At 40.1% G+C, this 16,268-nt stretch carries 14 protein-coding genes; all 14 read left to right on the top strand.

The features are described 5' to 3' along the window. Positions 1-8 precede the first annotated feature (8 nt). Entirely contained in the window at positions 9-1,094 is a 1,086-nt protein-coding gene (locus AC4OGX_RS14990; protein WP_493331402.1) for a glycosyltransferase family 2 protein, read from the top strand. Between the two features lie 29 nt (positions 1,095-1,123). After that, positions 1,124-2,506, top strand: coding sequence for an O-antigen ligase family protein (locus AC4OGX_RS14985; RefSeq protein WP_493331401.1), 1,383 nt, complete (start codon positions 1,124-1,126; stop codon positions 2,504-2,506). Then, on the top strand, positions 2,503-3,612 hold the full coding sequence (locus AC4OGX_RS14980) for a glycosyltransferase (RefSeq protein WP_493331400.1): 1,110 nt from the start codon (positions 2,503-2,505) through the stop codon (positions 3,610-3,612). The genes AC4OGX_RS14985 and AC4OGX_RS14980 overlap by 4 nt, the downstream gene beginning before the upstream one ends. Then, a complete protein-coding gene (locus tag AC4OGX_RS14975; protein ID WP_493331399.1) occupies positions 3,603-4,610 on the top strand; it encodes a glycosyltransferase family 2 protein in 1,008 nt (335 codons plus the stop codon). Before AC4OGX_RS14980 ends, AC4OGX_RS14975 begins: the two co-directional genes overlap by 10 nt. Positions 4,611-4,650: 40 nt before the next feature. Then, the gene (locus tag AC4OGX_RS14970; protein ID WP_493331398.1) at positions 4,651-5,673 is read left to right on the top strand and encodes a glycosyltransferase family 2 protein; all 1,023 of its coding nucleotides are present in this window, start codon (positions 4,651-4,653) and stop codon (positions 5,671-5,673) included. Then, a complete protein-coding gene (locus AC4OGX_RS14965) occupies positions 5,673-7,142 on the top strand; it encodes a flippase (RefSeq protein WP_493331397.1) in 1,470 nt (489 codons plus the stop codon). Before AC4OGX_RS14970 ends, AC4OGX_RS14965 begins: the two co-directional genes overlap by 1 nt. A gap of 3 nt (positions 7,143-7,145) precedes the next feature. Further along, a complete protein-coding gene (locus AC4OGX_RS14960; protein WP_493331395.1) occupies positions 7,146-9,008 on the top strand; it encodes a hypothetical protein in 1,863 nt (620 codons plus the stop codon). A 98-nt stretch (positions 9,009-9,106) separates the two neighbouring features. Beyond that, positions 9,107-10,423, top strand: a complete 1,317-nt coding sequence (locus AC4OGX_RS14955) for a UDP-glucose dehydrogenase family protein (RefSeq protein WP_493331394.1) — start codon at positions 9,107-9,109, stop codon at positions 10,421-10,423. 26 nt (positions 10,424-10,449) lie between these two features. Further along, the gene (locus AC4OGX_RS14950) at positions 10,450-11,430 is read left to right on the top strand and encodes a glycosyltransferase family 2 protein (protein WP_493331393.1); all 981 of its coding nucleotides are present in this window, start codon (positions 10,450-10,452) and stop codon (positions 11,428-11,430) included. Beyond that, complete coding sequence (locus AC4OGX_RS14945; protein WP_493331392.1) at positions 11,431-12,594, top strand: glycosyltransferase family 4 protein; 1,164 nt, start codon at positions 11,431-11,433, stop codon at positions 12,592-12,594. 79 nt (positions 12,595-12,673) lie between these two features. Continuing rightward, positions 12,674-13,714: a stealth family protein gene (locus AC4OGX_RS14940; protein WP_493331391.1), complete on the top strand. Its 1,041-nt coding sequence runs from the start codon at positions 12,674-12,676 to the stop codon at positions 13,712-13,714. Continuing rightward, the gene (locus AC4OGX_RS14935; RefSeq protein WP_493331390.1) at positions 13,704-14,852 is read left to right on the top strand and encodes a glycosyltransferase family 2 protein; all 1,149 of its coding nucleotides are present in this window, start codon (positions 13,704-13,706) and stop codon (positions 14,850-14,852) included. Before AC4OGX_RS14940 ends, AC4OGX_RS14935 begins: the two co-directional genes overlap by 11 nt. Next, on the top strand, positions 14,845-15,468 hold the full coding sequence (locus AC4OGX_RS14930) for an acyltransferase (protein ID WP_493331389.1): 624 nt from the start codon (positions 14,845-14,847) through the stop codon (positions 15,466-15,468). Before AC4OGX_RS14935 ends, AC4OGX_RS14930 begins: the two co-directional genes overlap by 8 nt. Positions 15,469-15,524: 56 nt before the next feature. Continuing rightward, the coding region (locus tag AC4OGX_RS14925) for a glycosyltransferase (RefSeq protein ID WP_493331387.1) at positions 15,525-16,268 on the top strand (744 nt) is incomplete at its 3' end.

Here is a 16,268-nt window from a genome sequence, read left to right as displayed (position 1 = left end):
GTACATCTATGGATAAAGCAGAGAATAGAACCCCCTTTTTTACGGTCGTCATGCCGGCATATGGTGTGGAGAAGTATATAGACAGGGCGATTTCCAGTATACAAAAGCAGACATTTGACGATTGGGAGATCATCGTCGTTGATGACTGTACCAAGGATAAAAGCGGACGGATCGCGGAGCGGTACGCCGCAGAGGATTCCCGGATCCATGTACTGCATCATGAGACAAACAAGGGTTTAAGCCCGGCACGTAATACAGGAACCAGGGCGGCATCCGGAAAATACATCTGGTATATGGATCCGGATGACTATGTGGATGCGGACTTGTTAGAGAAGGTATACCATTCCATAGAGAACAATCCTGCGCAGGTGATCTTGTTTGGACATGTGGAAGAGTACTACGATAAGAGGGGAAAGCTTCAGTATACACATTCTATCTGTCCAAAGGAGCAATATTTTAAAAGTGCCCGGCAGTTCCGTCCGCATATCATCGAGTTAGAACAGGAGACGCTGTATGGATATGCATGGAATAAGTTTTATCTGCTTGACTATATCCGGGAATTAAAGCTGGATTTTGAAAATATCAGGCTGATAGAGGACATTACATTCAATGTGAAATATTTCATGGATATCGAATCCTTGAATATACTGCCGATCACACCTTACCACTATGGGAAGCGTATGGAGGCAAACCTGACGAATAAGTTTGTGCCGGACTATTTTGCACTGCATAAGCGCAGGATCGAGATGCTGTTTGACCAGTTTTCCTATTGGGGAATCTGTACAGAGGAAATCAGAAGCATACTGGGAAGTTTATATGCCCGATATATTTTATCTGCACTGGAACGAAACTGTGACAAACGTTCCGAAATGGACCATTCACAGCGCTACAAATGGTGCAGATCTGTATTTGCAGACGGGCTGTTCAATGAGCTGATACCAGTAGCAAGGGCAAAGGAAAGCTTGTCACTTCGCATCGCATTGGTATTATTCAGGTGGAAGAGGGCAATCCTTTGTTTGATAATGGGGCGGGGGATCTATGTAATTCGTAAATTTCTGCCAATGGTTTATTCAAAGATTAAATCAGGGAGGTAGTGGATTCAAGAAAAGAAATAAGGGGTATTATGACAGAAAACAAAAAATTTAAACAGACATTATTTATTTTCAAGATTTGTTACCTGGTGTACTTACTGCTCGCATTCAATGCATTCTTTAACGGGATGGCCTGGATGAATGCTGCATCCTATGTGATCACGGCTGCAGGACTCGTACTGATCCTATGGATGTTCTTCCAGTATAAGCGTTACAGGCGGGCGTATCACTTATGGATCCTGGGGGCATTTATCGTAAGCTATGTCATCAGTGCAGTACTGCATCTTTCCTATGGAGTATCTGACAATGTGAAAGGTCTGATCTGGCTGGTGCTTCCGATTTTTCTTGCCTATATTGCTGCGTTTGATATGTCAGGAGAGGAGATCCGAAGAGAATTAAAGTGGTTTTCGGTTATTTATATTCTCTATTGTACGGCGGCCAACCTTGTCAGCCTGACGATGGTGTACTGGGGGCGTAAGCTTGATTACACAGACGGAACCGGGATGGTTCATTCCATTGGTTACCGCTGGAACCGTCTGTGGGGAATTTATGATGATCCAAACCACGGGGCTACGATCACGGTGGCTGCGATATTTCTGCTGATATATCTGTTTTACAGGGGGAGAAAAATTTGGCAGAGGGCAGTAGTTATCCTATGCTTTGTCATAAACTACCTGTATTTGGTCCTGTCAGACTCCAGGACGGGGATAGTGACTTTGACAGCAGGGGTTCTGCTTGCAGGGATCGCATATGTCTGGATAAAGGCTCGGAGCGGTGAACATAGGAGACGCGTGATCCCGGCTCTGTTGTGTACAGTACTTGCGGCAGGTGTCCTGCTTGCAGGAACATATGCTTTAAATGAGGCATACCAGCCGATCGATAAGAAAATCGTAAGCATGTTAACTGTGAAAAAGCCTGTAAAACCGATCAGCAAGACAAACAGAAAAACGGATATACAGAAGGATTACAGCAATGGACGTTTTGAAATCTGGAAGAACGGTCTGCAGATCGTAGAAAGTTCTCCTGTTGTCGGGATCGGTTACCGGAACATCGTGGGATATTCGAAAGAGCATTTTCCGGAAGGATATCTGATGAAAAATTCTTCTGGTATCCAGTATGATTCCATGCATAATCTGGAACTGGATGTTCTGGTAAGCCAGGGAATCTTAGGCGGGATCTTGTTCCTGCTTCTGGTCGGAAATACCTGCGTGGTCCTGTTTAAGAGGCTTCACCGGACAGCATCCAAAGATACTGCAGAAACAGTATTTGCGGTGGCCGCGTCAGGGGCGCTGTTTGTGGCAGGGACATTTTTATCCTTTATATTTTATGTAAATACACCTCAAAACCTATGCTTCTGGCTGTTTTTAGGATATGCGATGAGGTTTTGCCAGTTAGGAGAGAAAGAAACGGTATGAAACGGATATTAGCCGGATTTATTATGGACGGCAAAGCAGGAGGAGTCGATAAGTATCTGTTGAATTTTCTGGATGCCGTAAAGGACCAGGATGTGCAGATCGACTTTTTGACAGATGAGATACACGAAGAGCTGAAGACATATTTGGCACAGTACAACTGTGAACTGTATGCGATCGCCGGATTAAGGCATCCGGTCAGACAGTTTCGGCAGGTATGTTCCATTTTGGCACAAAAGCCCTATGACATGGTATACCTGAATGTGTCTACCGCCATCGACTGTATCGCGGCATTCGCAGCCAGGAAGATGGGGGTTAGGGAGCGGGCGATCCACAGCCATTCCAGTGGGAATGACTGTGAAAGTACGCTGCAGCGCCTGATTTATAATACAGTGCATCGGATCTGCAAAATGTTTTTTTACCGTGCGGGGACCCGGTTTTATGGCTGCTCTGTCAAAGCGGGGGAATGGATTTTCCCGAAAAGGATTGTCCGGTCAGAGAAATTCGAAGTGATTTATAACGCTGTGGATCGTAAGCGTTTTCAATATCAGGCTGATATCAGGAGTCAGGTCAGGCAGGAGCTTGGGATTACAGATGATCAGCTTGTGGTCGGCCATATCGGGAATTTTTGTTATGCAAAAAATTATCCGTTTTTGGTGGAGTTATTTTCAGCCGTCTATGAAAAAAGGAAGGACTGTACATTCCTGCTTGTAGGAACAGGCGTGGAGCAGGAGGAGGTCCGGGCTTTGGTGAAACAAAAAGGGCTGGCAGACTGCGTCAGATTCCTGGGATGGAGGCCGGATGCAGACAGATTGTATCAGGCTATGGATCTGTTCCTGCTCCCTTCCAGATTTGAAGGACTGCCGATCGTGGGTGTGGAGGCGCAATGTGCAAAGCTTCTCTGTATATTCAGTGATACCATTACCCGCGAGGCAAAGATACAGGACCATTGCTATTTCCTGCCGCCTTCGGACAATGCAGGGAAATGGGCTGACTTCATCCTGGAACATAGCAGATATGACAGGGCACAGGTGAAATTGACAGAGGAAGCAGCAAATTATGACTTGGACAGACAAAAAGAACAGCTAAGGAGGATTGTATGCCACTAGTCAGTGTAATCGTAGCAGCATATAATGTGGAACGCTATATAGAGAAATGTGTGACAAGTCTGAGAGACCAGACTTGGAAGGAATTGGAACTATTACTGATTGATGACGGCTCGACAGATAAAAGCGGAGAGATCTGCGACCGGTTAGCAGAAGCAGATCCGCGCATCAGAGTCATACATAAGAAAAACGGCGGGATCGCAGATGTGAGAAACCTGGGAGTTGAAGAGGCGAAAGGTGATTATCTGATGTTCGTGGACGGGGATGATCACGTGGCCCCCGAGTTCGTGGAGTATGCCGTCAATGCGGCCGTTAAGCATCAGGCAGACGTAGTGATCCTGGATTTTGATGAGATCGAAGAAAGCACGGGACGTGTGGACAGATGGAGTATGAACGTCGAACGGGATACTCCGATCAATGCGGGGCTGGTCCCCAAGCTTTTGATCACCACGCCCTGCCCTTGGAATAAGCTGTACCGGACAAAATTTTGGAGGGAGAGCGGGCTTAGATATCCGCTGGGGAGGAACTACGAGGACCTGACTCTGATCCCGATGCTGCTTTCGAATGCAGAGCGGATCATATATCTGGACAGTAAGCCGTTGTATCATTATATCCTTCACGAGGGATCCATCATGCGCAGCAGGAATTTTCAGAAGAGCTTCGAGGACCGGAGGGCAGCGATAGAGGATATCATGAGCTATTTTAAAGAACGGGGGATCTATAATATCTTTCTTTGCGAATTGGAGTATCTTGCTTTTGAGCATGCCTATTTTGTACCGACAAAGGAAGTTCTTCTGTATGACCCGAAAAGCCCCTATCTGGAACAGTTCAGGGAATATGTAAAAGGGATCTTCCCCAATGCGTCTAAAAATCCCTATATAGGGGAATGTTTATCAATAAAGGATAAGATCATGCTGTGGCTGATCCAGCGGAGATGGTACAAGGTGACGGTCCTTTTGTCCAAAGCCCGCAAACAGGCCGATATCATACGCCACAGATAAAAGAGTGCACGGCACATAAAGAAAGGATTGTAAGGATAGTATGGGAAAAACATTGTCAATTGTCATTCCGTCATATAATGTGGAAAAATATCTGGAACAGACACTGGAATCATTTATAGAGGAGAGCATTCTGGATGCTATCGAGGTCCTCATCGTGGACGACGGCTCCAAGGATGGCACAGCAGAGATCGGAAAACGTTTTGAGGAGAGATATCCTGGCTCCTTCCGCCTTATTTCGAAGGAGAACGGGGGACATGGTTCTACGATCAACAGAGGGATCGAGGAATGCACGGGAAAATACTTTAAGGTAGTGGACGGGGATGACTGGGTCAACACCGAAGACTTCAAGATATTGATCGGGAAACTGGAGAACTGTGATGCAGATTATGTTGTCACCAACTATTATGAAGTGAATAATCAGACCGGGGAAAAAACGAAGAAGGAATACAAGGAATTATTAAAAGACAGGGTAGAGGGACACTGGACTTTTAAAGAGATCGCGGAGAAGGTTCAGCCGTCTATGCATGCTCTGATCTTCAAAAGCAGTATTCTAAAGGAGAATGGAATCCGCCTGGATGAGCACAGCTTTTATGTAGATGTGGAGTATATCCTCTACCCGCTGCCTTATGTCAGGACGGTGACTTATTTCGACCTGTTTATCTATATGTATCGTCTGGCTCAGGCAACACAGAGCGTGAGCATGCAGGGCTTTCAAAAGCATATCCAGAATCATATGGATGTGATTCAGCATTTGACGGAGTTTTATGGCAGGTATGAAAAGGACAGTCAGGCAGAACCGGAGAAGCTTGCTTTTATTTCCAAACGGATTGCCCAGATGATAGGGGATCAGGTGACGATCTTTATGAGCTATCCTGTAGAGAATGAGGAGATTAAGGCAAAGTTCATCGGATTTGATAAAAAGATCAGGGATACGAATCGGGTAATCTATGAGAAGTCAGGAGAAGAAAGCGGGACTTTAAAGCTGCTTCGGAAACTGAATTTTGTAGGATACAAGAAAATCATGGCGATGGGGAAAAAGCGGAACGGGATGGAGGAAGCGTAATGGCCTTAAAGGTAAATTCAGTGAAGTTTAACTTCATTATGAATTTCATATTGACGGCATCCTCTATCATTTTCCCGTTGATCACCTTCCCGTATATATCTAGGACACTATTGGCAGCCGGAAGCGGGGCGGTATCGTCTGCAGCCTCTGTGCTGTCATATTTTGCAATGTTCGCTTCTCTGGGGATCCCGACATATGGAATCCGTGCATGCGCCAGGGTGCGGGATAACAGGGAGGAGCTTTCAAGGACTGTTCAGGAGCTGATGATCATTAATACTGTAACCACAGTATTGACCTATGTGGTATTTTTGATCCTGCTGGCTGTTGTCCCGAAGTTTGCTGCTGAGAAAGAGCTTCTTATGATCAACAGTATCTCCCTGATCCTGAACGTGATCGGTGTTTCCTGGCTTTACAGTGCATTGGAGGAGTACGGGTATATAGCCAGCAGGACCTTGATCTTTAAAGTGATCTCCATCATATTCATGTTCCTGATGGTAAAAAGCCCGGATGATTATATTATTTATGGTGCCATCAGCGTGTTTGCCGGCGGCGGCTCTTATGTCCTGAACTTTCTGCGGCTGCGCAGATATGTGGATTTTAAGAAAACGCAGCCGTACCACTTTAAAGAGCATCTGAAACCGATCATGATCTTCTTTGCGACATCTGCGGGGATCAGTGTCTATACAAACCTGGATACGGTCATGCTTTGGATGATGAAGACCAATGTGGACGTAGGGTACTATAGTGCAGGGATTAAGGTGAAATCCGTTTTGTCCACTCTGATCACATCTCTGGGAACAGTTCTTCTTCCAAGGCTGTCCTATTATGCGGAAAAGGGGAATAAAGAGGAATTTTACAAGATTATTGCGAAGGCCTGCAATTTTGTCGTTTTATTGGGTGCGGGAGTGACGGTGTACTTCTGGATGTATGCGAAGGAGTCCATTCTTTTGCTGGCTGGGGAAGACTTTTACGGAGCGATCGCCCCGATGAAATATCTGATGCCGACGGTGCTTCTGATCGGTCTTTCGAATGTAACGGGAATCCAGGTGCTTACCCCGACAGGACGTGAGGCAAAAGTCCTGTATTCGATCCTTGCGGGTGCGGCGACAGATTTTGTATTAAATCTGGTTCTGATCCCTTATATTGCGGCGGATGGTGCTGCCATCGCCACAACGGTGGCAGAGCTGGTCGTACTGCTGGTGCAGTGTGTTTATCTGAAAGATACCCTTCCTAAGATCGTCAAGGATATCAGCGTGCGAAAGATACTGATATCAGTGATCCTTGCGATGGCAGGCGGGGAAGCAGTGCGCTATTTAAATATCACAAATCTGTTTTTGAATCTGCTTGTATCGGCGGTTGTATTCTTCGGGATCTACGGAGGAATGCTTGTGTTACAGAAGGAAAGCTTTGTGTGTACAACGCTGGAAGGCAGCTATCAGATGATAAAGAATAAACTGAACAGGAGATAGGAAATGGAACAGCAGAACAAACGAAAAGGCGGAGGAGCCTTACAGTCTATCTATAAAAATAAATATATATGGCTGGCATTTGCAGCGGCATTTCTGCCCAGACTTATTTTTGTATTTTTATCGGATCCAGTATCTATTGGAGGGGACGAGATCTTTGCAATGGGGCCTGCTGCAAAACTGGTCGGATATGACTGGAGCGGGGTCATGCAGAGTTACCGGTATTATGGGTATGGCTATACGGCTCTTTTGATCCCCTTTTTCAAGTTCATACATGAGCCGGTACTTTTGTATCGTATGATGGTGCTTTTGATGGCATTGGCACAGAGCGCAAGTGCTCCGATCGCATATCATTTAATGAAAAAGTATTTGAATGTGGATAATGAGAAGATATTGTGTGTGTCTTCTATCTGCTGTTCTTACCTGGTGGCAGTCCGGGCAGTATATACTTATCCGGAATTCATTTATGTATTCGTGATGTGGCTGCTGGCCTGGGTACTGCTTAAGCTGAATGCCTGTGTGGATGATAAGAGGAGAAAGATTCTGTATACGGTTGTTTTAGTTCTGGTTCTGTTCTATGCGTCGACCGTACATTCACGGGCAACGGCTGTATGGATGGCCGTTGCATTCGGGATTGTGTATTATGGCTGGGTGTATAGAAAGACACTGGTATCTATTCCTGTCTGCCTGGTGATGGGGGCAGGGGCGTTTGTTGTCAGCCAGAAGGGAATTGAAGCGGTTCTGAATTACTTTGTGAAGGTGGGAAGCTCAGAGGTGTCTAATACGGGGGTGTCGCTGCCTCTTGGAAATCTCTTGGAGGACATAAAAACATGGCCGGCCTGGGTGAATATCATCATGGGTCAATTGAATGAAGCGGTAATCGTGACAGGTGGTTTGGCAGTATTTGTAGTTATTGCTGCTTTAATCCTTTTATGGAAAGGGCTTGTAAGGAAAAAAAGTGACAGAATTGAGCTTCAAAACTTAAGTCCGTACATTTTGGCTGGAAGTGTTTTTCTTGCTGCAGTCGTGGCAACAATAGGAGGACAGTCAATCAGCTGGCTTGCAGGTGTGAGGGATGCGATGTTTTTTGATGGTGATCCGGACCAATACAGAGCACTCACCTATTTTCGTTATTATGGTGCCTATGTAGGACCGCTGCTGATGATAGGAATTGCCTATTTTTATCATAAGAAAGAAATGTTTGGGAAGCTGTATCCGGTTGCTTGCGTTACCACAGTATTACTGCAGGGGTATTGGGTGCTGTGCATTTTACCTTATATCAGTAATTTTAACGGAAGCTGTTGGGATTTTGCCCCATATTCCTTAACAAAAGGATTTGAAGATACCATACGTTTGAGGACTTACCTTCCGGGGACACTGGTAGTAGTGGCGGTTCTGGTGATCTGTTATATTTTGTACAGGAAAAAGAAAACTCAGATTATACTTGGGTTATTATGTGTGATGTTAGTTTATTGTTATTGTTACAATGCGGTATATCATGAAGGATACCGCGGGCAGAAAAATTACTCCTATGTGGATGACACGGTAGATCTGCTTAAGAACCTGGAACAGGATGGAGTATTGCCAGATAAAATCTATGTAGAAGATGCAAGCGTAGAGGGGACAGGACAGCAGACAAAATATTTATATCAATTTTGTATGTTGGGCAATCCGGTGGTTTCTGAATTGCCGCCAGGTAATGAGAAAGAGGCTGTTTACCTGTGCCAAAACCCGGAAGAGTGGCAGAAACTCAGTAAAGAAGGCTATCTTTTGGGGCAGGTTGCAGAGCATGAGTATGTCTATGTTCTTGGCGAAAATCTACAGGAAAAGATAGGAGAGTATGGTATATCATTGACAGGCACTCATTAAGGGTGGAAAAAGCAAGAAAAGTATGTTATATTATTAAAGAACATGTCGAAAATTAACGAAAATCAATTATGAAAACGGACGAGGAATGGTGAGTTAATATGAAAATAGCAGTTGCCGGTACCGGATATGTAGGATTAGTAACAGGTGTTTGCCTGGCAAGTAAAGGTCATGATGTAACATGTGTTGACATCGATGAGGATAAAGTGAAAATCATGCAGAAAGGCATATCTCCAATTTATGAACCAGGTCTGTCAGAACTGATGACGGAGAGTATGGAGCACCTGACATTTACGACAGATTATGCATCTGCATATAAAGACGCGGAGGTTATCTTTATCGGTGTCGGTACCCCAGAGAAGCAGGATGGTTCTGCAAATCTTTCCTATGTGTATAAAGTGGCAAAACAGATCGCAGAAAGTGTAGAACATGATTGTGTAGTAGTAGTAAAATCAACGGTCCCAATCGGAACCAATGATAAGATAGAAGCCTATATCCATGACAAACAGAAAAACGATGTAAAGATTCATGTTGCATCCAACCCAGAATTCCTTTCACAGGGAACGGCAGTGAAGGATACTCTTCATGCATCTAGGATTGTTATTGGTGTGGAGGAGAAAGTACCTGGGGAAATATTGAAAAAGGTATATGAAAAATTTGAAGCGCCGAAGCTCGTTGTGAAGAGAAGAAGTGCAGAGATGGTCAAGTATGCTTCCAATGACTTCCTGGCCCTGAAAATCAGTTATGTTAATGAGATCGCCAATCTGTGCGAGATTGTCGGTGCTGACATTGAGGAAGTTACCTGTGGAATGGGATATGATGCCAGAATCGGTAATAAGTTTCTGAATTCGGGAATTGGTTATGGCGGCTCCTGTTTTCCGAAGGATACAAAAGCATTAAATTGGCTTGCTAATTTTAATGACAACGAGATCAGGACGATCCGTGCTGCTATTGAAGTAAATGAAAACCAGAAGTTTAAGCTAATTAAAAAAGCGAAGAAATATTATGATGATTTCCTGTTCTTGAATGTGGCTGTACTTGGGTGTACATTCAAGCCGGGAACAGATGATCTTAGAGAGGCCGCATCATTGGTCAATGTTCCTCTTCTTATGGAAGACGGAGCACATGTCCGAATTTGGGATCCGGTTGGTATGGAGAACTTTAAGAAGCATTACCCCGAAAAGATACAGTACTGTGATAGTATAGAGGAGGCCATCACAGGTGCTGACCTCTGTCTGATTCTGACTGAGTGGGATGAAGTAAAGCAGTTTGATGTTCATAAGTATGAAGACCTGATGAATAAGGCGATTGTGCTTGATGGAAGAAATTGCTATACATTAGAGCAGATGAGGAATACAAATGTAGTTTATGATTCAATTGGCCGTAGTGTTGTGAATCAGGAATTACTTAAGAAATAAATAAAAAGAAACAAGAGGATAAGCAAATGAAGTTAATTATTCAGATTCCATGTTATAACGAAGCTGAGACGCTGGAGGTTGCGTTAAATGACCTGCCGAAACATATCGATGGTGTTGATGTAATAGAATATTTGATTATTAACGATGGAAGTAAGGACAATACAGTTGAAGTAGCAAAAAACTGGGGTGTTAATTATGTCGTCAATTTCAGAAATAATAAGGGACTTGCCAGAGGATTCATGGCAGGTCTCGATGCATGTTTAAGGAACGGTGCAGATATCATTGTAAATACTGATGCAGATAATCAGTATTGTGGTGCCGATATCGAAAAATTGATCCAGCCGATTCTTAGAGGAGAGGCAGGAATGGTAGTTGGAGAGCGTCCGATCGATGATACGGAACACTTTTCACCGCTTAAGAAAAAATTGCAGCATCTGGGAAGCTGGGTGGTAAGAAAAGCATCAAAGACGGATATACCGGATGCACCGAGCGGGTTCAGAGCGTATAGCAGACATACTGCTATGCGGTTGAATGTTATTAATGAGTATACATATACTTTGGAGACAATTGTGCAGGCCGGGCGCCAGAAAATGGCAGTTACTTCTGTTCCGATTCGTACGAATGCAGAGCTTAGACCATCCAGGCTGTTCAGCAGTATGTTTGGGTATGTGAAGAAGTCTATGCTGACGATTGGTCGGGCCTTGATGATGTATAAGCCTCTGTACTGCTTTGCTTGTATTGCGGCTGTGTTTGGGATTGCAGGATTGGCGTTAGGGATTCGATTCTTAGTTTATATGGCTTTAGGTGCCGGAACTGGACATATTCAGTCCTTGATTTTAGCAAGTATGTTAATTATTATCTCAGTTCTTTGTGGAGTGATTGGACTTTTAGGAGATGTTATTTCTGCAAATAGAAAATTGTTAGAGGAAATACAGTTCGAATTGCGAAAAATGGATTATGGCAAAGGGCATGAAGAACAGAAGATAAATAGTAATGAGGAAGAATAAATGAGTAAACCTAAGATATTAGTAACTGCTTCAACATTTCCAAGATGGATTAATGATACAGAACCTAGATTTATACTAGATTTGTGTATAGCTATGAAAAGATATTTTGAGGTAACCGTGCTTGTTCCTAGCTGTCCAGAAGCCAAAGATATAGAGGTTATGGAAGGAATAAATGTAATACGTTATCACTATTTCCCAATTCATAAATGGGAAACATTATGTTATCCAGGGGCTATTTTACCACGGATTAAGGAAAAAAAGGTGCGTATTTTTTTAGTGCCATTTTTATTTTTGGGGTTATGGATTAAAATGACAAAAATTATTAAGGATTTTGATATTATCCATGCACATTGGTTAATCCCTCAGGGGATTGTCCAATCATTTTTTGAGAAGCCATATATTGTTACAGGTCATGGGGGAGATGTGACTTCACTTAATAAAGGGCTAATAAAGAAACTAAAAATTAAATCTTTGAGAAATGCTGCAAAAGTGACTGTTGTTTCGAATGCGCTAAAAGAGGAAATACATAAATTGGTTCCAGAATCGGAAATATATGTTCGTTCTATGGGATGCAATGTGAATGAGTTTAGTCCTCAATATAAAGTGCATGATTATTTTCAACAAGGAAATAAAAAGGTGGTACTATTTGTTGGAAGACTTGCAGAAAAAAAAGGAGTAACCTATCTGATTGATGCAATGAAGACAGTTGATGCAAAGCTAGTAATTGTAGGTAAAGGGAATCTTGAAGTAGAACTAAAAGAACAGGCCAAAGAGCAAGGTGATAAAATTGTTTTTTTGGGACCTAAAACACATCAGGAGTTAAAAGAAATATATGCATCTGCAGATGTTTTTGCTGCTCCTTCTATAACCGCAAAAGATGGGGATAAAGAAGGGTTTGGGTTAGTTTTTTTAGAGGCTATGGCTTCGGGGTTACCCGTAGTGGGAAGCAATTCAGGAGGAATACCAGAAGTTGTTATAGATGGTCAGAACGGATTGCTTACAGAAGAAAAAAATGCTTCTGACATTGCAAATAAGTTAAATATTCTTTTGAATGATAGTAAAATGTATGAAAAAATAAAAGAAGGAGCACTAGATACTGCAAGAAAATATGATTATGCTATAATTGGACAGGAGTATGCAGAATTAATAAAAACGTGTTTATGATGTAAATATATTTTTAGAACTATGAAATGATGTAGTGAAAAGAATAATAGTAGAAAGATAGAAATGTGGGAAATTATGAATGGAGCGAATTTTAGGAGAGATTGGAACTATGGTATGTAATGAAACTATAGATTTTGTTATTTATTGGGTAGATGGTAATGATAAAAGATGGCAGAAAAAACGCCAAGAGTATTGCAACTCATCAGAACAAGATAATGGAATAAATAGATATAGAGATTGGGATAATCTACAATATTTATTTAGGGGGATAGAAAAATTTGCACCTTGGGTAAATAAGATTTATTTCATTTCTGATGAGCAGGTTCCATTTTGGCTAAATGAAGAGCATCCAAAAGTATGTATTATTGATCATAAAGACTATATTCCAGAGCAGTATTTACCTGTTTTTAGTTCACATCCAATAGAGTTGAATTTGCATAGAATACCAGGACTGAGTGAGAAATTTGTTGTGTTTAATGATGATTGCTTTTTGACAAATTATGTAAAACCAGAAGACTTTTTTGACAAAGGGTTACCAAAAGATATTTTTATGGAATATCCGATTATGTGTGGAGGAAATGCTGCGGTTTTTTCAAATGTATTAGCCAATGATTTCAATTTGATTGGAAAATACTTTTCAAGGAAAGAATATAAAAGAAAATTACGAAGTAAAATTCTAACACCCAAATACGGGATGTATTTTTTCTACAACTTAATATTGTATTGCATACCATATCCCAGGTTTTTTGGTTTGCTAACGCCACATTTCTCAAGACCATATTTAAAGTCGTCTTTCTTAGATTTGTGGGATAAAGAAGGCGAGATTTTAAATAAGGTTTGTATGAATAAGTTCAGAGATGCGAGAGATGTTAATATATATATTTTCCGTCTTTGGAATTTATTAAAAGGAGAATTTGTGCCTGGAAATATATTCAAAATGGGGCATGCTTTTTTTATTCATGAAGACAATAAAAAGATATATAAGGCAATTAAAGAACAAAAATATAAAGTTATTTGTTTGAATGATGATTGTACTAATGAAGTATTTAATAATGTAAAAGATAAAATAAAAAGTAGTTTTGCTGAAATATTGCCAGAAAAGAGTGTATATGAAAAGTAATAAAAAGTATTATGTAAGCGTTATTATTCCAGTCTATAATGGGGAAGAGTTTTTAAAAGAGACATTAGATTCTATATTAAATTCCAGCTTAAAGGAAATTGAAATAGTTATAATAGATGATGGTTCAAAAGATAGTAGCGCTAAAATATGTAAAGATTTAATGGATAGCAATGACAATATTTTGTATATTAAAAAAGAGAATGGTGGAATCGTATCAGCCCGCAATTTAGGATTAGAACTAGCTTCTGGAGAGTATATTTCTTTTTGTGATCAAGATGATTTGGTTAATAAAGACATGTATTCTCTTTTATTAAAAACATTAAAAGAGAATGATGGTGATATTGCGATTTGTGGGACTTCTAGATATATCAACAACCAAGAAATCCCACTGGAAAAGTTTGCTGATAAAGTAATACCGGAAGAGGAGATTAATAGGGAGATAATAGAACCTGTTTTATTTTATGGTTCTGATTTAGGAAGAGCCCCTAGCGAAAGATGGGTCGGAAGTATTTGGAAGTGTATGGTACTGAGGGAACTGATTGTAAGTAATAATATAAGATTTCGAAGATATGTTGATTTCGAAGATGATTTGTTGTTTTTTTTAGATATAATGCTACACGCTAAAAAAGTTTGTACACTTTCTTATATGGGATATAAATGGCGAATAAACTTACAATCTGAAACTTATAATTGGAAATATATAGAAGGATTTGAAAGAAAATATATGCAGTTTATAGATGATGTAATCTGTATGTTGAAAAAATCTAATTATGACAATAGTATACTAACTCACTATAAAAACTATCAAGTGTGCACGATGTTTGAACAGTTGCTGTTAAATGAAGGGAGTTGCAAGAATGACAGGAGATTATTCGAAAAAATAAAGCATATAAAGAAAATAATATATCAGAACAACTTTAAAGAGGTCATTTTATTTAGGAAACATATTTGGAAATCATCCATCAGAAAAAAAGTTGCTTTGTCATTATTGGCTCACAGATGCTGGATGATGTCGTATTTTTGGGTAGTAGAGTATAAAAGAATTCGAGAGAGAGCAATTAAAGGGAAGACTTGGTTTTTTATTGAAGAAAAGGTGAAAGGTTTAGTTGGGAAAAAAATAGGTGAAGATAATGAATAAAAAAGTTGTTTTAAAGTTTATAGAATTATTATCCTATTTATATCCATTAAAGTTAATAAAAGCGTTTAAGATTTTTAATAGGTATTTATATAGTGAAAAAATAAAACGTTGCTTGAAAAATAGTGGTGAAAATTTTCGCGTTTTTATGCCTCTTAATATAAAGGGAATGGAATACATAGAAGTTGGTGATAATTTTACTGCTCATGAGGGAATGATTCTACAGTGCTATGATAAATACGAAAAGCAAAATTTTGAACCAAGTATTCAGATTGGAGAAAATGCTTATTTTGGCATGAATTGTCATATTGGTTGCATTAATAAAATTGTTATAGGAAATAATTTTTTAGCAGGTGGGCACGTATATATTACAGATCATGCACATGGTAAAATAATAATGGAAGAGGCTGCGATAGAACCTATTAAAAGAGAATTACATTCAAAAGGAGCAGTTCGTATCGGAAGTAATGTGTGGTTAGGAGAAAATGTAGTAGTACTCCCAGGTGTTACAATAGGTGATAATGTTACTGTGGGGGCAAACGCGGTTGTTACAAAAGATATACCTTCTAATTGTGTTGCAGCAGGAGTCCCAGCAAAAGTTATTAAAAAAGTATTGTAAGTAAGTGGAGAGCTATTTGAGATGAACATTAATGAAGAGTCTAGAGGGGATAAAACATGATATTTTTATGCAGTGTAATTGTTTTGACTTATAATTCGCAGAAAGAGAAGATCATTAAAACGTTAGATTCAATTATTGATCAAGAGTTTGAAAGATTAGAAATTATTATAAGCGATGATGGATCCAAAAATGATTACTTTGAAGATATTCAAGAATATTTTAATAAAAAAGCGTTTAGCAATTATCAGCTTATAAAAAATGAAAAAAATGTAGGAACAGTTAAAAATTTTTATGAGGCAATAGAGCAAGCGCGAGGAAAATATATAAAGGCTATTGGACCTGGGGATTATCTGTATGATAACAACGTGTTATATCATATGTGTACTTACATGGAATCAAATAGTAAGAAAATAGCATTTGGTTTGTTACAGGCATTTAATATATGTGAAAATAAATTAGTATATTATCCAGTTCCTTTTGATATAGATTCTTTTTATAATAAAAATATGAAAAAAATTCAAAGAAATATTATAGTTTTCGGCAAATATATTTCAGGTGCTAGTTTGTTTTATGAAAGAGAGTTTATACTTCAATCTATGCAAGAAATGCAGGATAAGGTTATTTATTGCGAAGATCTTGTACAAGTACTTGCTTTAGTAAAAAAAGAGGATATTGGTTTTATAAACAGAAATGTTATATGGTATGAATTTGGCAGTGGAATTTCAACTTCAAAAAATAACAATGTATCAAATAAATTACGAATAGATGAGAAAAATTTTTTTGAATATCTTAATGATAAG

It is taken from the genome of Faecalicatena sp., assembly GCF_058819085.1.
This window is presented reverse-complemented; position numbering and strand designations above follow the sequence as displayed.

Excerpts from the sequence above, each read along its gene's own strand:
- AC4OGX_RS14950 (WP_493331393.1), top strand. The coding sequence starts at position 10,450 with ATGAAGTTAATTATTCAGATTCCATGTTATAACGAAGCTGAGACGCTG.
- AC4OGX_RS14975 (WP_493331399.1), top strand. The coding sequence starts at position 3,603 with ATGCCACTAGTCAGTGTAATCGTAGCAGCATATAATGTGGAACGCTAT.
- AC4OGX_RS14970 (WP_493331398.1), top strand. The coding sequence starts at position 4,651 with ATGGGAAAAACATTGTCAATTGTCATTCCGTCATATAATGTGGAAAAA.
- AC4OGX_RS14990 (WP_493331402.1), top strand. The coding sequence starts at position 9 with ATGGATAAAGCAGAGAATAGAACCCCCTTTTTTACGGTCGTCATGCCG.
- AC4OGX_RS14960 (WP_493331395.1), top strand. The coding sequence starts at position 7,146 with ATGGAACAGCAGAACAAACGAAAAGGCGGAGGAGCCTTACAGTCTATC.
- AC4OGX_RS14955 (WP_493331394.1), top strand. The coding sequence starts at position 9,107 with ATGAAAATAGCAGTTGCCGGTACCGGATATGTAGGATTAGTAACAGGT.
- AC4OGX_RS14980 (WP_493331400.1), top strand. The coding sequence starts at position 2,503 with ATGAAACGGATATTAGCCGGATTTATTATGGACGGCAAAGCAGGAGGA.
- AC4OGX_RS14930 (WP_493331389.1), top strand. The coding sequence starts at position 14,845 with ATGAATAAAAAAGTTGTTTTAAAGTTTATAGAATTATTATCCTATTTA.
- AC4OGX_RS14965 (WP_493331397.1), top strand. The coding sequence starts at position 5,673 with ATGGCCTTAAAGGTAAATTCAGTGAAGTTTAACTTCATTATGAATTTC.
- AC4OGX_RS14945 (WP_493331392.1), top strand. The coding sequence starts at position 11,431 with ATGAGTAAACCTAAGATATTAGTAACTGCTTCAACATTTCCAAGATGG.
- AC4OGX_RS14935 (WP_493331390.1), top strand. The coding sequence starts at position 13,704 with ATGAAAAGTAATAAAAAGTATTATGTAAGCGTTATTATTCCAGTCTAT.
- AC4OGX_RS14985 (WP_493331401.1), top strand. The coding sequence starts at position 1,124 with ATGACAGAAAACAAAAAATTTAAACAGACATTATTTATTTTCAAGATT.
- AC4OGX_RS14940 (WP_493331391.1), top strand. The coding sequence starts at position 12,674 with ATGGAGCGAATTTTAGGAGAGATTGGAACTATGGTATGTAATGAAACT.